This window comes from Amycolatopsis rhabdoformis, from assembly GCF_035918295.1.
Lineage (GTDB): Bacteria > Actinomycetota > Actinomycetes > Mycobacteriales > Pseudonocardiaceae > Amycolatopsis > Amycolatopsis rhabdoformis.
On sequence record NZ_CP142149.1, the window covers coordinates 2,441,503 to 2,457,413 of the forward strand.

Annotated in this window: 15 protein-coding genes; 6 read left to right on the top strand and 9 right to left on the bottom strand. The window is 73.0% G+C overall.

Going from position 1 to position 15,911, the window contains the following annotated elements; translation table 11 throughout:
* Positions 1–7 precede the first annotated feature (7 nt).
* From VSH64_RS11445 to VSH64_RS11455, 3 genes are read right to left on the bottom strand one after another with little or no spacing between them, the layout of a single operon-like run.
* The gene (locus VSH64_RS11445) at positions 8–1,147 is read right to left on the bottom strand and encodes a CoA transferase (RefSeq protein ID WP_326835523.1); all 1,140 of its coding nucleotides are present in this window, start codon (positions 1,145–1,147) and stop codon (positions 8–10) included.
* Positions 1,140–1,973, bottom strand: coding sequence for an enoyl-CoA hydratase/isomerase family protein (locus VSH64_RS11450; protein WP_326835524.1), 834 nt, complete (start codon positions 1,971–1,973; stop codon positions 1,140–1,142). The genes VSH64_RS11445 and VSH64_RS11450 overlap by 8 nt, the downstream gene beginning before the upstream one ends.
* A gap of 52 nt (positions 1,974–2,025) precedes the next feature.
* Positions 2,026–2,601: a TetR family transcriptional regulator gene (locus VSH64_RS11455; protein ID WP_326835525.1), complete on the bottom strand. Its 576-nt coding sequence runs from the start codon at positions 2,599–2,601 to the stop codon at positions 2,026–2,028.
* A gap of 146 nt (positions 2,602–2,747) precedes the next feature.
* Between VSH64_RS11455 and VSH64_RS11460 the strand changes: the two genes are divergently transcribed.
* The 3 genes from VSH64_RS11460 (at position 2,748) to VSH64_RS11470 (ending at position 5,549) form a co-directional block, all read left to right on the top strand.
* Positions 2,748–3,557: an SDR family oxidoreductase gene (locus VSH64_RS11460; protein ID WP_326835526.1), complete on the top strand. Its 810-nt coding sequence runs from the start codon at positions 2,748–2,750 to the stop codon at positions 3,555–3,557.
* A 16-nt stretch (positions 3,558–3,573) separates the two neighbouring features.
* Entirely contained in the window at positions 3,574–4,482 is a 909-nt protein-coding gene (locus VSH64_RS11465; RefSeq protein WP_326835527.1) for an SDR family NAD(P)-dependent oxidoreductase, read from the top strand.
* 329 nt (positions 4,483–4,811) lie between these two features.
* Positions 4,812–5,549: an SDR family oxidoreductase gene (locus VSH64_RS11470; RefSeq protein WP_326835528.1), complete on the top strand. Its 738-nt coding sequence runs from the start codon at positions 4,812–4,814 to the stop codon at positions 5,547–5,549.
* Between the two features lie 243 nt (positions 5,550–5,792).
* On the opposite strand, the gene VSH64_RS11475 is transcribed toward VSH64_RS11470, so the two are convergent.
* The 3 genes from VSH64_RS11475 to VSH64_RS11485 all read right to left on the bottom strand — a co-directional run bounded on the left by VSH64_RS11475 (position 5,793) and on the right by VSH64_RS11485 (position 8,644).
* On the bottom strand, positions 5,793–5,957 hold the full coding sequence (locus tag VSH64_RS11475) for a hypothetical protein (protein ID WP_326835529.1): 165 nt from the start codon (positions 5,955–5,957) through the stop codon (positions 5,793–5,795).
* A gap of 231 nt (positions 5,958–6,188) precedes the next feature.
* Positions 6,189–7,529 carry an NtaA/DmoA family FMN-dependent monooxygenase gene (locus VSH64_RS11480; RefSeq protein WP_326835530.1) on the bottom strand — a complete coding sequence of 447 codons (1,341 nt, stop codon included), beginning with the start codon at positions 7,527–7,529 and terminating at the stop codon, positions 6,189–6,191.
* 11 nt (positions 7,530–7,540) lie between these two features.
* Entirely contained in the window at positions 7,541–8,644 is a 1,104-nt protein-coding gene (locus tag VSH64_RS11485) for an LLM class flavin-dependent oxidoreductase (protein WP_326835531.1), read from the bottom strand.
* Positions 8,645–8,810: 166 nt separating this feature from the next.
* Between VSH64_RS11485 and VSH64_RS11490 the strand changes: the two genes are divergently transcribed.
* Positions 8,811–9,209 (top strand): DUF302 domain-containing protein, encoded by a 399-nt coding sequence (locus VSH64_RS11490; RefSeq protein WP_326835532.1) that lies wholly within the window; start codon positions 8,811–8,813, stop codon positions 9,207–9,209.
* Between the two features lie 485 nt (positions 9,210–9,694).
* On the opposite strand, the gene VSH64_RS11495 is transcribed toward VSH64_RS11490, so the two are convergent.
* Entirely contained in the window at positions 9,695–11,947 is a 2,253-nt protein-coding gene (locus VSH64_RS11495) for an FUSC family protein (protein WP_326835533.1), read from the bottom strand.
* Between the two features lie 168 nt (positions 11,948–12,115).
* Here VSH64_RS11495 and VSH64_RS11500 point away from each other — a divergent pair, with 168 nt between their 5' ends.
* Positions 12,116–13,138 (top strand): alpha/beta hydrolase-fold protein, encoded by a 1,023-nt coding sequence (locus tag VSH64_RS11500; RefSeq protein ID WP_326835534.1) that lies wholly within the window; start codon positions 12,116–12,118, stop codon positions 13,136–13,138.
* Between the two features lie 25 nt (positions 13,139–13,163).
* Here VSH64_RS11500 and VSH64_RS11505 read toward each other — a convergent pair whose 3' ends face one another.
* Positions 13,164–13,583 (bottom strand): nitroreductase/quinone reductase family protein, encoded by a 420-nt coding sequence (locus tag VSH64_RS11505; RefSeq protein ID WP_326835535.1) that lies wholly within the window; start codon positions 13,581–13,583, stop codon positions 13,164–13,166.
* Between the two features lie 10 nt (positions 13,584–13,593).
* Positions 13,594–14,499, bottom strand: coding sequence for a helix-turn-helix domain-containing protein (locus tag VSH64_RS11510; RefSeq protein ID WP_326835536.1), 906 nt, complete (start codon positions 14,497–14,499; stop codon positions 13,594–13,596).
* Between the two features lie 198 nt (positions 14,500–14,697).
* On the opposite strand from VSH64_RS11510, the gene VSH64_RS11515 reads away from it, so the two are divergent.
* A complete protein-coding gene (locus tag VSH64_RS11515; RefSeq protein WP_326835537.1) occupies positions 14,698–15,891 on the top strand; it encodes an MFS transporter in 1,194 nt (397 codons plus the stop codon).
* The last annotated feature ends 20 nt before the right edge of the window (positions 15,892–15,911 follow it).

The following is a 15,911-nucleotide window of genomic DNA, read 5'->3' on the forward strand; positions in this document are numbered from 1 at the left end:
CGAAGACCTACTCGGCGAAGACCTCCGGGTTGTGCTGGCCGACGCTCGGTGCGGGCCTCGGCGCGGGCCGCGTGCCGTCGACCACGACCGGCGACTTCGGTGCGAGGTGCGGGCCGACGCCGGGCTGGTCCAGCGAGGCGAACAGGCCTCCCTCGGCCAGCGCCGGGTCGCGGCCGACCTCGGCGAAGGTGCGGTAGCGCTGCCAGAGCACGCGGTGCTCGTCGAGCGCCTCGGCCACGTCGGCGAACGTGGTGGCGGCGAACCAGCGCGCGAGCAGCGCGGAGATGAGGTCGCGGTGCTCGAAGCGGGCGGCTTCCCCGGTGAAGTCGAGGTCGAGCGACTCGGCCAGCGCGGCGAACGCGGCGGTGAGCCCGGTCGCGGCCAGCAGTTTCGTCCAGTGCCGTTCGGTGAGCACCACGATCACCACGGCCACGCCGTCGGCCGTGGTGAAGTCGCGGCCGTAGGTGCCGTGGATGTCGTTGCCGGACTTGGCGCGCTCGTGGTCGGTGACCTGGGCCTCGGCGAGGTAGCCGAGGTTGCCGGCGGTGGCGAGGGCCACGTCCTCCAGCGCGACGCGCAGCGAAGCGCCCCGGCCGGTGAGCCCGCGGCGGCGCTCGGCCGCGAGCAGGCTCGTGGCGAGGTACAGGCCGGCGGCGAGGTCCCACGCGGGCAGCACGTGGTTGACCGGTCCCGGCACGCCGGCCGGGCCGGTGATCAGCGGGAACCCGGTGGCCGCCTGCACGGTGTAGTCCACGGCCGCACCACCGTCGGCTCGGCCTTCCAGCAGCGCGTGGATCACGTCCGGCCGCCGGGCCGACAGCGCGGCGTGGGTGAGCTCCGGGTGCCGGTCGGTGTTGGTCACCACGACACACGGTCCACCGTGGACGATCAGGTCGGCCACGCGGGCCCGGTCCACTTCGGACGTCCAGTCGACCGTGACCGCGCGCTTGCCCTTGTTGAGCCCGGTCCAGTACAGGCTGGTGCCCGAATCGGCCAGCGGCCAGCGGGTGCGGTCGGGGGCACCGCCCACGGGCTCGACGCGCACGACGTCGGCGCCGAACTGCGCCAGGGTGAGGCCGCAGAGGGGAGTGGCGACGTAGCTGGAGATCTCGACCACGCGCAGGCCGTCGAGCAATGCCTCAGGCATCGGCACCGCCGCGGTCCTCGGACGAGAGCCGCGGGAATTCGGGCTTGCGGCGTTCCCGGTGCGAAGCCAGGCCTTCGCGTGCCTCCGGCCCCGCGAACCCGGAGAACTCCAGCGCCAGCGAGGAGTCGAAGATCGCGCCGGCGAGCTGCCGGTACCACGCGTTGAGGCTCTGTTTCGTCCACCGGATGGCGTTCGGCGCGCCCAGCGCCAGCTCCCGCGCGAGGTCGCGCGCGGTCGGCAGCAGTTCGGCGTCCTCGTCCACGCACAGCGAGACCAGGCCGATCCGCTCGGCTTCCTCGCCGGTCATCGGGCGGCAGGTGAGCAGGTAGTACTTGGCCTTCGCCATGCCGCACAGCAGCGGCCAGCAGATCGCCGCGTGGTCCCCGGCCGCCACGCCGAGGCGCGTGTGGCCGTCGACGATCTTGGCGGTCTTGGTCACCACCGACACGTCCGCGAGCACCCCGGCCACGAGCCCGGCGCCGACGGCCGGGCCGTGGATCGCCGAGACGATGGGCTTCGAGCAGTCGATGATGTTGTAGACCAGGTCCCGAGCTTCGCGCATGGTGCGCGAGCGCGCCTCGAAGTCGGTGGTCAGCTTCTCGACGAGGTCGAACGAGCCGCCGGCGGAGAACCCCTTGCCCTCGCCGCGCAGCAGCACCGCGTACACGGCCGGGTCGCGGTCGAACTCGCGCCAGATGTCGGCGAGGTCGCCGTGGGCGGCCTCGCTCACGGCGTTGAGGTTCGGTCCGTCGAGCACGAGTTCGACGACACCGTGCTCGTCCGGGCCCTCCACCCTCAGGTGCTCGAAACGCGCGTAGCGGCTCATACGGCTCCCTCCGTGCTCGGCAATGATTGCGTGTCCGGTGCTTGCGTGTCCGTCAGTGTGTTGCACCGCCGAGGAGTTCGCCCACGACCGCCGCGGTGGCCCGGATCACAGCGGCGCGGTGGCGCTTGAGCCGCGCGGCCGATTCGCGGCCGGCGGGGGAGCGGATCTCGGGCGGGGTGAGGTTCCACGCCTGGGCCAGCGCTAGCGTGAGCATCAGCGCGTCCACGCCCTGCTCCTGGTCCAGGTCGTGGGCGGCCGAGAGCTCGGCGGCCTTGTCCACGTGCGCCCGCACCTCCTGCGCGGAGGCTTCGGGGCGTTCGAGGGCCTTCCACTGCATCAGGCGCATCACGCCGGGCTCGGCCACGAGGTAGTCGAACAGCGCGCCGACGTAGCCGGGCAGGTCGTCGGGGGTGAAGGGCACGAGGTCGGCCAGCACGCCGAGGCGGGCTTCGAGGACGGCGTCGAACAGGGCGTTCTTCGAGCCGTAGTAGGCGTAGATCGCCTGCTTGTTGGCCGAGGCGGCGGTCGCGATGCGGTCCACCCGGGCGCCGGCGAGGCCGCGTTCGAGGAACTCGTCGTGGGCCGCCTCCAGGAGACGGGCGCGGGTCGCGTCCGAGTCGTACGTCATGGGCCCAGGGTAATAATCCAACTGTCTGGTTGACAATCCGCGGCGGCAGTGACTAGGTTTTAAACCATCCGGTTGGTTTAGTGCTCCGGTTCGACGCTGCCGCGAGATTAAACCAACCAGTTGGAACTATGTGGAGGGAAACTCGCATGCAGACCTGGTTCGTCACCGGGGCGTCCGCGGGGATCGGGCGCGCGGTCACCGAACAGCTGCTGGCCCGGGGGCACCGGGTCGCCGCCACGGCGCGCCGGCCCGAGGTACTGCCGCGCCACGAACGGTTGTGGCCCGCGCGGCTGGACGTGACCGACCCGGCTGAGCTGCGCACGGTCGTGGACAAGGCGTTCGCGGAGCTGGGCCGGATCGACGTCGTGTTCTCGAACGCCGGGCGCGGCGCGTTCGGGGCCGCGGAGGAGCTGTCCGACGAGGCGATCGACGAGCAGATCGCGGTGAACCTCACCGCGCCGATCCGGCTCGTGCGCGCCGTGCTGCCGCACCTGCGCGCGCAGGGCGGTGGGCGGATCATCCAGACCACCACGATGGGTGCGCACATTTCGAGTCCCGGCGGCAGCCTCTACCACGCGTCGAAGTGGGGCGTGGAGGGCTTTCTGGAGTCGGTGATCGGCGAGGTCGAGCCGTTCGGCATCGGCATCACGATGGTGGAGCCCGGCGTCGTGCGCACCGGGTTCGGCGCGGCCCTGTCGGTCGCCGAACCGCTCGCCGCCTACGACGGCACGCCGGTCGGCGAGGTGCACCGGTTGCTGCGCAGCGGCGCCGACCTCACCGCCTCCGCGCCGGGTGATCCGGCGCGGGTCGCCGCGGCCGTGATCGAGTCCGCCGCCGTGACCCCCGCTCCGCGCCGCCTCGCCCTCGGCAGCGACGCCTACGGCGCCATCCGCGCCGCACTCACCGCCCGGCTCGCCGAGCTGGACGAGAACCTCGCCCGCAGCACCGACTTCTGAGTCAGGAGACCACCGGATGACCACTGCTTTCACCGCCTCGTCCACCGCCGCCGAGGTGCTCGCCGGCGTCGACCTCACCGGCCGCCGCGCCGTGGTGACCGGCGGGGCCTCGGGCATCGGCCTCGTCACCGCCCGGGCGCTGGCCGCCGCCGGGGCCGACGTGACCGTCGCCGTCCGCGACACCTCCGCGGTCGAGGGTCTCGCCGCGCGCCGGCTCGACCTGGCCGACCGCGCGAGCATCGCCGAGTTCACCGCCGCGTGGGACGGGCCGCTGCACATCCTCGTGAACAACGCCGGGATCATGGCGCTGCCCGAGCTCACCCGCACCGCCAACGGGTGGGAGCGGCAGTTCGCCGTGAACCACCTCGGCCCGGCGGCGCTCACCCTCGGCCTGCACGACGCTCTCGCCGAAGCCGGCGACGCGCGCGTGGTCAACGTCGCGTCCTCGGCGCACCTGATGGCGCAGGTGGACCTCGACGACCCGCACTTCGAGCGCACCCCGTACGAGGCGTGGACCGCGTACGCCCGCTCGAAGACGGCGATGATCCTGTTCACCGTCGCGCTCGCCGAACGCTGGGCGGCCGACGGCATCACCGCCAACGCGCTGCACCCCGGGGGCATCATGACCAACCTGCAGCGCCACCTCGACGAGGCGCAGCTCGGTTTCGTCGGCGCCCTCGACGGCAAGGGCGACGTGCTGGCCGTGCCGCCGGGCTGGAAGACGCCGGAGCAGGGCGCGTCCACGTCGGTGCTGCTCGCCGGTTCGCCGCTGGTTGCGGCGGTGACGGCACAGTACTTCGAGGATAACGCCGTCGCACCGCTGCAGCCGGAGCCCGCGCCGGGCGCGAGCGGTGTCGCGCCGTACGCGCTCGATCCGGCCCTGGCGAACCGGGTGTGGGAGGAGACGCTGCGGATGCTCGGCTGAGTTCCGGCCACAGTGGACGGTGCCGGCGGCCGGGCCCGAGGACCGTGAGGTTCGGGGAACCGATCAGGGCGCCGTTCAGGCCGATCAGGGCTGGCCAAGTTGTCGAGGGGCGTCGCCGACCTCGTGGACCGGCGACGCCCTGTGGGCACGGCCTGGCTGGGACCGCGTGCCGCGCCCGGCGGCCGGGTACCCGATCCGGCGCGGCGGAAACCTCGGCCCCGGGGTGTTCCGGCCCCGATCGGTGCGGAGATTTTCACGGCCGGTCCGGGGCCGGGGCGGACCGGCTAGCCTGGGTCGGCTGCAGTGTCGGGGCGGACCACGGAGGACGGATGACCGACGTCGAGCGAGGGCCGGGGCTGGCGGGGCAGACCGTGGTGGTCATCGGGGGCAGTGCCGGGATCGGGTTCGAGACCGCGCGGCTCGCGCGGGCCGCGGGCGCCGAGGTGGTGCTCACCGGGCGTGACCCGGGCCGGCTCGAGGCGGCCGTGGCCGAGGTCGGCGCCCAGGCCGGCGCGGCTTTCGACGCGACCGACCCGGCGGCGATGGCCGAGTTCTTCCAGGGCGTGACGACCGTGGACCACGTGCTGATCACCGCGGGCGGGCCGCGGTACGGGCCGCTGCTGGACATGGCCGCGGACAAGATCCGCGAGGCGCTGAGCGACCACGTGGTGGTCGGTCTCGAAGTGGCCCGCAACGCGGTCGCCAAGATGCCGCCGGGCGGCTCGCTCGTGCTGATGGGCGGCACCGGTGGCCGGCGGGTGAGCCGGGCGCTCGGCATCGCCTCGGCGGCCACGGCCGCGCTGCCCGCGTTCGCGGCCGCGCTCGCGCTGGAGATCGCGCCGGTGCGGGTGAACCTGATCGCGGCGGGGTTCGTGGACACGCCGCTGTCGGCTTCGCTGCTGGGTGAGCACCTCGACGACCGGCGGGCCGAGCTGCGGGCCACGCTGCCGATCGGCCGCGTGGTGACCCCGGCCGACGTGGGCGCGCTCGCCGTGCACCTCATGACCAACACCGCGCTGACCGGCGCGACGTACGACATCGACGGTGGTCAGCAGTTCGTCTCCTGATCGGCCCGCGCGGGCCGCGGAGAGTCCACAAAGGACGACGGGGCCGGACTGGGATCTGCCGTCCGGTGCCGTGGTCGTGGGGCCTGCTCCGGGAGCGACGGGTGGCGTCGCGGGTGGTCGGGGCCGGTTTCGGGGTCAGTCTCCGAGTCCGGTCCTCGGCGCCGGTTTCAAGGCCGGTGGTCGAGGCCGGTGCGCGGGTGAGCCGCGTGTTCGGGGACGGGGGAGGGGAGTGGATCGGGCAGGTCAGTCGGTTTCCGGCTGCTGCCATTCGCGTCCGGCGCGCTGGGCGGCGATCCGGATCTCGTTGCCGGCGTCCCGGCGGTTCTGCGCGGGCAGCGCGGTGGTGCGAGGCGCGGGTTCGTCGTCCGCGTCCGCCCGCGGGCGGCTGTCCTGTTCGGCCATGGTCATGGCGTCCTCCGTTCTCGTTGCACGACAACGATTCCGGATACCCGCCTCCGCGGCAAGCAAACGCGACACCGCTTCACCCGGACGGTGTGGCGAATAGGGGTCGGCCCACCGTGGCGAACCCGCGCGTGCGCAACCTTCGCAAAGCCGTTGACGTTGCCAAACCGTCCGTCCTCTGTGGACTTCGGGCTCGCGGCGCCCCGGTCGGCCCGCAGCCGACCGGGGCACCCGGCCTCAGGGCGTCGGCAGTCCCAAGTGGTCGCGCAGCGTGGGTCCGGAGTACTCCGTGCGGAACACGCCACGGTCCTGCAGCAGCGGCACGACCGTGTCGGCGAACTCGTCGAGCCCGCCCGGGGTCACGTGCGGCACGAGGATGAAGCCGTCGGCCGCGTCGTTCTGCACGAGGTCGTTGATGGCGGTCGCGACGGTGGCCGGGGAGCCGATGAACGTCTGGCGCCCGGTGACCTCCACGACGACCTCCCGCGCGGTGAGGTTCTTGGCTTCGGCCAGCTGACGCCACTCCTTCGCCGTGGCCAGCGGGTCGCGGTACATGCGCACGCTCGCACGGCCCTTCGAGATCAGGTCGTCGCCCACGGCCGGGTCGGCCGCGGGCAGCGGGCCGTTCGGGTCGTACCCGGACAGGTCGGTGTTCCAGAGCTGTTCCAGGAATTTCACCGCGGTCTGCTCGCTGACCTGCTGCAGCCGCACCTCGTGGGCCTTCTCGTGGGCGTCGGCGTCGGTGTCGCCGAGCACGAACGTGGCGGCCGGCAGGATCACGAGCTGCTCCGGCGTGCGGCCGTACTTGGCGAGGCGGCCCTTCACGTCCCGGTAGAACGGCTGTCCGGTTTCGAGCGTGCCGTAGCGGCTGAAGATGGCGTCGGCCGTGGCGGCGGCGAACTCGCGGCCTTCCTCGGAGTCGCCGGCCTGGATGGTCACGGGACGGCCCTGCGGCCCGCGCGGCACCGGGAAGCGGCCGTCGATGGTGAAGTGCTGGTCGTGGTGGGAGAAGGCGCCGGCGTTCGCGTCGGACAGGAAGCGGCCGCTCGCCTTGTCGGCGAGCACCTCGTCGCCGCGCCACGAGTCGAACAGCTCCCACGCGGTGCGCAGGAACGTCTCGGCGCGCGAGTAGCGCTGGTCCTGCGGCAGGAAGCCGCCGCGGCGGAAGTTCTCGCCGGTGAACGCGTCCCACGAGGTCACCACGTTCCAGGCGGCGCGCCCGGCCGAGAGGTGATCGAGCGTGGCGAACTGCCGGGCCACCTCGAACGGCTCGTTGAACGTCGAGTTGATCGTGCCGGCGAGCCCGAGGCGCTCGGTGACCGCGGCCAGCGCCGAGAGCACGGTGAACGTGTCCGGGCGCCCGACCACGTCGAGGTCGTAGATGAGGCCGTTCTGCTCGCGCAGCCGCAGGCCTTCGGCGAGGAAGAAGAAGTCGAACTTGGCGCGTTCGGCCGTCTGCGCGAGCTTCACGAACGAGCTGAACTCGATGTGGCTGCCGGCCGCCGGGTCGCTCCACACGGTGGTGTTGTTCACGCCCGGGAAGTGCGCCGCGAGGTGGATCTGCTTCGGTGTGGTCATCGGTCCCCTCCTCAGGCGGCGTAGCGGTTCGCGGGGCGGGGCAGGCCGAGCAGGCCCCGCAGCGTGGTGGCCTCGTAGTCGTGGCGGAACGCGCCGCGCGAGCGCAGCTCGGGCACGAGACCGCGGGTCACGGCGGTGAGGTCGTCGGGCAGGGCGCCGGGACGCAGGCGGAAGCCGGTGAGGCCGGCGGCGTGCCAGTCGAGCAAAAGGTCGGCCAGCTCGGAAGGGGTGCCGGTGAACACGGTCGCGTCGGAGGTGTACTCGGCGCCGGCGACCTCGTCGAGGCGCGCCTTGCGGGCGGCCGCGGCGCCGGGCTTCTCGTCGAGGAACACCACGAGGTCGGCGAACACGCGCAGGCGTTCGTCGAGGTCGCTGCGGATCTTCGCGGCGTCGGCGCGGTCGTGGGGCGTCACGTACACGAGGTCCGCGACCTGGTCGGCCAGCCGGTACGCGCGGTCGTTGTGCGCCAGGGCGGCGACGGGCGGCTGGGCCTGCGGCGACCGCGGCGTGATCGACGGGCCCTTCACCGAGAACCAGGGGCCCTCGAAGTCGATGTAGTGCAGCTTGTCGCGGTCGACGAACCGGCCGGTGGCGACGTCGCGGATCTCCGCGTCGTCCTCCCAGCTGTCCCAGAGCCGGCGCAGCACCTCCACGTAGTCCGCGGCCTCGGCGAACAGCTCGGGGACCTCACCCGGCTCGCGCCGCCCGAAGTTGCGGTACTCCTCGTCGCGGCGCGACACCTGCACGCGCACCCCGGCGCGGCCGCCGCTCACGAAGTCGAGCGTCGCGATCGCCTTCGACAGGTGGAACGGCTCCGTGTGGGTGACCACGGCCGTCGGCACCAGACCGATGCGCGAGGTCAGCGGGGCGACCCGGGAGGCGATCATGACCGCGTCGAGGCGGCCCTGCACCACGTCCGTGCCGTCTTCGGCACGCAGGGACAGGAAGTCCTCGAAGGTGACGAAGTCGAGCTTCGCCGCTTCGGCCTCCTGCACCAGGTCGGTCCAGTAGCCGGCCGTGAGCAGCTCGGCCGGCCGCGCAGCCGGCTCCCGCCACGCCGCCGGGTGCCAGCCTGCCCCGTCCAAAGCGACGGCGAGCAAGGGTCCACCTGCCATGTTGCGCGTCCTTTCCGCTCGGCCTGCCTTCGCAGTGTGCGCCGGGACGCGGGTGCGCGGCAGGCGGAACCAGCCATTGGGAAACCCGCGCTTTTCCCGCCCGATCGGGAATAACGCGCCGGGAGTAGCGTCCACCCGGGAACCCGGCGAGGACGAGGGAGCGACGATGGCGGACGACGGCCTGGTGACGGTGGCGAGCAGCCACCCGGTGGGAGAGACGGTGGACCGGCTCGCGCAGCTGGCCGAAGGCGCGGGGCTCATCGTGTTCGCGCGCATCGACCACGCCGCCAACGCCGAGGCCGCGGGCCTCTCCCTGCGCCCCATGCAGCTGCTGGTCTTCGGCCACGGCAAGGGTGGCACCCCGCTGCTGAACGACGCCCCCACGAGCGGCCTCGACCTGCCGCTGAAGGCGCTGGCCTGGGAAGACGAGCAGGGCCGCACGCACGTCACCTACAACGACGCGGCGTGGCTCGGCGCGCGGCACCACGCCGGCGCCGGCGTCGCAGGGGTGGTGGAGGCGCTGGGCAAGGGCCTGTCGACGCTGGTCTCGAAGGCGACGGAGTAACTGTTTTTCAACCGGTGCCCGGTGATCGGGGTTGATCGCCGGGCACCGGCTGCGAAATGCGTCGGTTGCTCAGCTGAGGAGCGACGAGTGTCCGCGGTAGGCGCCGGCCCGTCCGGCGTCGATTGCAGTGGCGGGCTTGGCTTTGGTCGATCTCGGCCGGTGGCGCCGGGGACTCGGCACGTTCGGCCAGGCGACGTTCGGCTCGGAAGGCCCCGACCCGTGCTCACTTGCCGGGCTCGTCCCGCTCGACGCGCCCGCCGGGCGGGGCGCCCAGCCGAGCTCAGCTCGGCAGCGAAGAGCACCCTGCCGCTGTAGCCACTGGCGAGGCCGGCCTGGGGTGCCGGTGGAGGGGCTCGGGTCTGGCCCGCTGTGGTGCCGGAGCTCGGCATCTTTCGGCCGAGTGGCGTGCGTTCCCCTGAGCACATGACCCATGCTCGCTTGCCGGGACTGTCCCGCGTCGACCACGCCGGGAGCTGCCGCTGAGCTCAGCTCAGCAGCGACGAGTGCTTCGCCGCCGTTTTCACCGGGCCGGCCAGCGTGGGCTGCAGGCGGCGGGCCGCGTCGAGGTGGTCGGCGGTCCAGATCATCTTCACGGCGGTGGCGGTGCCCTGGTGGTCGGCGCCGGAGAGGTCGCGGTGGACGGCCGTGAGGAGGCGGGCGTCGGCGGCCGGGTCGCGGGACTTGACCGGCGGGAAGGTGCCGGAGCCGGTGAGGGCGGTGGCCGTGTCCTCGTACCAGCGGGCCAGTTCGTCGCCGGCGGCGAGGACTTCGGTGCGGGCCGCGGTGCGGTCGCCGGCCGCGCTGCCGCCGGCGTCGCGGCGCCAGAGGTCGAGCACGGCCTCCGCGGTGAGGCGCAGCACGGCGACGGCGGTGATCAGGGTGGCGACGTCGGCCAGGGGCACGTGCTTGGGGCCGCGTTCGGTGAGGAAGCCGCGGAAGGCATCGTCGAGGCGGCGGGCCGCGGCGGCCGCGCGCCGGTTCTCCTCGCCGGGCTCGCTGGTCGCGGGCACGAGAGTGTCGCAGCGGCTCACGCCGTACTCGACGGCCCCGCGCAGGTAGCGGGCGCTTTCGGCGAGGCCGTCGGCGAGGGTCTGACGCAGCTCCGCCGCGGCGCCGCGCGGCCAGAACACGATGCCGACCACGAGGCTCACCGCGCAGCCGATCGCGACGTCCTCCACGCGCACCAGCCCGAGCTTCAGCCCGGCCGGCTGGATGAGCGAGAAGAGCAGGAGCAGCACGACCGTGAACCCGGCCTGCCCGGCGGCGAACGAGATCACGGCGGGCGCGAGCCCGGTGAACACCACGGCGATCGGCAGCAGCGCCCAGAACACCGTGGTGTCGTGGCCCAGCAGCAGGATGAGCGCGCTGCCGACCACGATCCCCGCGACCGTGCCGAGCAGCGCCCGCACCGCGCTCTGCCCGGTGCTCAACGCGTTGGACCGCAGCACGGCCATGGTCCCGAACGCGACCCAGAAGGAGTGCTCCACCCCGGTCAGCCCCGCGATGAGCACCGCGGCCCCGAGCGCGATGCCGCCGCGCAGGCTGTTGTGCATCGTCACCGAGTTCCACGCCACGTGCGCGCCCGTGCGTTCCTGCACCGAGGACAGCGCCGAGCCGGCCCCGTCCGGGCGCCGCCCGATCAGGTGCTCCCACCAGGTGCGCCGCCGCGCGGCCACGGTCAGCTCGATGTTCTGTGCGATCGCCGAGATCGCGAAGGTCATCTCCTGCGCGCGGAAACTCGGCTCCAGCGACGTCACGAACTCCGCCGTGTCCGGGGCCGGCAAGGCCGACGTGACCGCGAGTTCCATCGCGTGGCGCGCCGTGTGCAGGCGGGCCACCTCGGCGATCAGGTCGTCGGGCGCCGACGCCACCGCTTTGAGCAGCCCCGCGCCGTGGTCGAGCAGCAGGGCGGCGGCCAGCTTCACCTCGGACACCGCCGCTGTGGTGGCGCCGTGCCCCTCCGCCACCGGCATCCGCGCCAGGATCTCTTCGAGCCACACGACCTCGTCGATCAGCCGCACGAGCGTGCGCGTCGAGGTCGTGAGCCCCGTCGGCCGGTACGGCGTGCCGAAGAACGAGTCGCGCAACGCGGTCACCGCTGCGTGCGACTCGGCCACGACGTCGTCGACCTCCGCCACCAGGTTCGGCAGGAAGCCGCAGCGCACGCACTCGACCTCGGTCCGCAGCCGCTGCGCCAGCAGCGCGCACGCCCGCGCCGTCGCGATCCGCAACGGGTTGCGCACCGGCGAGGGCCACAGCACGGCGATGGCGACCATCGACACGACCCCGGCCATGGCCCAGCCGAGCAGCCGGTCGGGCAGCGTGGCGAGCGAGCCCGGCAGGCTCGCGGGCAGGATGAACGACACGAGCAGCGACGTCGTCGCGCTCGCGAGCACCGAGCTCACCACGGCGGCGAACAGCACCACGAACGCCACCACCACCGTGGTCACGGCGGCGAGCCACACCGTCCGCGACACGAGCGTGCCCAGCGAGACCAGCGCGGCACCGGCGACCACCAGCGCGCCCTGGGCGAACACCCGGTCGCGGATCGGGCCGCCGAAGTCCACGAACAGCAGCAGCGCCACCGAACCGACCGAGGCGAACAAGCCGGTGACGGCGTCGCCGAGCAGCAGGTTGCCGACCGCGAAGAGCGAGGGCAGCACGATCGCGGCCCGGCCCGTGCGGCGCAGCGCCGAAAGGTTGTTGTCCCGGCTTCGCAACCATCCGAGAACCGTCATGGTCCGCCGTGCCTCCCACCGCTGCCGGGGCACCGCGCCCGCCCGCGAGCATGGTCGGGCAAAACCGAGTGTGTCAAGGACCCCGATCGTCCGCGATTCCCTGCGTGATTCCACTGTGGAACGGGTGGATCGCCGACGGCCCCCGGCGCGAGCTGGTTGACTGTTCCCATGCTGCCCTGGGACGCCCCGCTCGCCGGCCGGCTCGAGAGCCACACCTTCACCTCGGAGCTGCTGCGGGACAACCCGCTCGGCGACCCGCACGAGCGCCCCCTGTGGGTGTACGTGCCGCCGGACTACGACGACTCGACGGCGCGCTACCCGGCGATCTACGTGATCCAGGGTTTCACCGGCCAGGTCGGGATGTGGGCCAACCGCACCGCGTTCCGCCGCTCCTACCCGGAAACGGCCGACGCGGTGTTCGCCGCCGGCGCGCCGCCGTGCGTGGTGGTCTACGTGGACGCCTGGACGAGCTACGGCGGCTCGCAGTTCGTGGACTCGCCCGGCACCGGCCGCTACCACTCCTACCTCTGCGACGAGGTCGTGCCGTGGGTCGACGCCCACTACCGCACCCTGCCCGCGCGCGAGTCCCGCGCGATCACCGGCAAGTCCTCCGGCGGCTTCGGCGCGATGATCACGCCGATGCTGCGGCCGGACCTGTTCGGCTCGCTCGCCACGCACGCCGGCGACACGCTCTACGAGCTGAGTTACGTGCCCGAGTTCGGCCGGGCCGCGCGGGTGCTGCGCGAGTACGGGCACGACATCTTCCGCTGGTGGGACGACTTCCGCTCCCGCCCGTCGTTCATCAAGCCCGGTGACGAGTCGCTGCTCGTGGCTCTCGGCGTCGCGGCGTGTTTCTCCGCCCGTGAGGACGGCACGCCCGAGCTGCCGTTCGACCCGGTGACCGGCCGGCTCGACCCGAAGGTGTGGGACCGCTGGCTCGCCTGGGACCCGGTGCGGATGGCCCCGGCCCACGCCGAAACGCTGCGCGGCCTCGACGCGGTCTGGATCGACGCGGGCACCCGCGACGAGTGGTTCCTCGACCTGGGTGCCGCGGCGTTCCGCGACGAGCTGCTGAAGGCCGGCCTGCCCGAGGACCGCCTGCACTTCGAGCTCTTCGACGCCGGCCACGGCGGTATCGACTACCGCTACCCGCTCGCCGTGCGGTGGCTCGCGGAGCGGCTCGCGCGGTAGCCCTCAGCAGTTCACCGCGTGCCGATCACACCAGGTCGACGCGCACCGTCAGCAGGTTGTTGCCGAGCACTCGCACGCCCGTGCTGTTCAAGCGCGGCAAGGACTTCAGCCGAGCCACGGCGTCGTCCTGCGGCAGCACGTGCGCGGTGCCGGCGTGCCAGCGCCCGCGCAGCCGCACCCGCACGCGCGGGTCGGCCTGCAGGTTGCGCACGTACTGCGAGCGCGTGCCGAACTCCGACACGAGCCAGAACTCGTCGCCGATCCGGCGCCCGCCGACGGGCGTGCGCCGGGGGAGACCCGACGTGCGGCCCGTGGTCTCCAGCAGGATCTGCCCGGGCAGCCGCGACAGCACGGGGTTGCCGACGCGGCGCTGGAACGTGGTCACCAGCCGGTGCCACCGGCGGCCGCGCGCACTGTCCTCTGTAGACGCTTCGTGAGGGGTCACGCGACCCACGCTAGTGCTTCGCCGCGCCCGCGGCACGGTCGCGCGCGGTCGCGTCGGGGCCCCAGCTGGCGAGCAGCCGCAGCGCTTCCTCCGACGGCGAGCCGGGCTCGGGGTGGTAGACCGACAGCGACTGGTCCTGGTCTTCCGGCAGCGTGAACGTCTCGTACGACAGCGTGAGCTCGCCGACGAGCGGGTGCCGCAGCCGCATCGTGGCGTGGGTCTTGCGCTTCACGTCGTGCGCGGCCCACAGCGAGCGGAAGTCCTCGCTCTTCACCGACAGCTCGCCGACCAGCTCGGTGAGCAGCGGGTCGTTCGGGTGCTGGCCGGCGTCGAGCCGCAGCTGCCCCACGACGTCGGCGGCCTTGGTGTCCCAGTCGGCGTAGAGCGTGCGGGCGGCGGGGTCGAGGAACACGATTCGCGCCCAGTTGCGGTCCTCCGGCGCCCGCGCGGCCCAGTTGCCGAACAGTGCCGACGCCGTCCTGTTCCAGGCGAGCACATCGGTGCGGCGGCCCCACACGTACGCGGGCACGCTGTCGATCGCGTCGAGCATGGTCTGCAACACGGGCCGCACCTGCTGGCGCCGGCGCGGCGCGGACCGCTTGCGCCGCTGCGGTTTGGCCAGGTGCAGCAGGTGCGCGTGCTCGGTTTCCGACAGCTTCAGCGCGGCGGAGATCGCGTCGAGCACCTCGAGCGACACGTTGCGGCCGTTGCCCTGCTCCAGGCGCGTGTAGTACGCCACCGACACCCCGGCCAGCTGCGCCAGCTCTTCACGGCGCAGACCCGGCACGCGGCGGCGCCGGCCGTACTGCGCCAGCCCCACGTCGCCCGGCTGCAGCCGGGCCCGCCGGGAGCGCAGGAACTCGCTCAGCTCGGCGCGTGGGTCGAGGGCCGGCTCGGCGCCGGGGTGCGTGGCCATGCCGCCCAGTATCCCGCCGCGGCCGGAAAACCGCTGCTCGCAAGCCTGTCCCTGCCGGTGGTAGGCAACCGGGACGTACGCGAAACAGGCCTCTGGGTAACCCCTCGCGCCCGGCGCACAGTGAACTCGTCCCCGGCATCCCGGGGGCACCTTTCACCGAGCGGGACACCGCGTCCCGCGCAGCACCAGGACAGTGAGATGACCGAAACCAGCACCGCTTCACCCGCCGTCCGCGGCCGCGACCGGCTTCCGGGCAAGGCCCTCTTCGGCCTCTTCCTGGCCGGGTTCCTCGGCATCCTCACCGAGTGCCTGCCCGCCGGCCTGCTGCCCGAGATCAGCCGCACGCTGCACACGAGCGTGGCGGCCACCGGCCAGATCGTGACGATCTACGCCGCCGCCACCGCGCTCGCGGCGATCCCGCTGGCGCGGCTCACGGCGAAGTGGTCGCGCCGCACCGTGCTGCAGGTCGCGCTGGGCACCGTCGCCGTGACCAACGCGCTCACCGCGCTCTCGGCCGACTACACCCTCACGATGGTGATCCGGTTCGTCGCCGGGCTCGGCACCGCGCTGGTCTGGACGCAGCTCGCCGGTTACGCGGCCCGCCTCTCGCCCCGGGCCGTGCAGGGCCGGGCCATCGCCATCGCGCTGGCGGGCACACCGATCTCCCTGGCGCTGGGCGTGCCGGCCGGGGCGTGGCTGAGCACCTTCGGCGGCTGGCAGACCGCGTTCTGGATCTCGGCGGTGCTGAGCGTGCTGACGATGGGGTGGTTCGTGGTGTTCGTGCCGAACCTGCCCGGCCAGGCGGGGCACGAACGCTTCACCGTCGGCCAGGTCCTCACGATGCCCGGCGTGCGCACGATCCTGTTCGCGCTCACCACGTACATGGTGGCGCACAACATCCTCTACACCTACGTGACCGATTTCCTGCGGGCCGCCGGTCTGGCGGACCAGGCGGGGTGGGTGCTGTTCGCGTTCGGCGTGACCTCGGTGCTGAGCGTGGTCGTGGTCGGCGCCCACATCGACCACCACCTGCGCAAGCTGATCGTGGCCAGCACGTTGCTGTTCGCGGTGAGCGTGCTCGTCCTCGCCGTGTTCTCCGGGTCGCCGGTCCTGGTCTACGTGGCCGCGGCGGCGTGGGGCCTGGCCTTCGGCAGCTCGCCGAGCCTGTTCATCGGCGGCGCGATCAACGCGACGCCGGACGCCGCCGACGTTGCGCAGTCGATCGTGATCTCGTTCTTCTCGGCCTCGATCGCGCTGGGCGGGCTCGCCGGCGGTCTCCTGATCGAGGCGTTCGGCACGGCGTCGATCACCTGGGCTTCGCTGGTGCTGCTGGCGGGCGCGGTGGTCGCCGTGCTCGGCGGCCGCGCGCACGCGTTCCCCAGGGGCGCCTGAGCGGCACTCCCGGGAAAGCG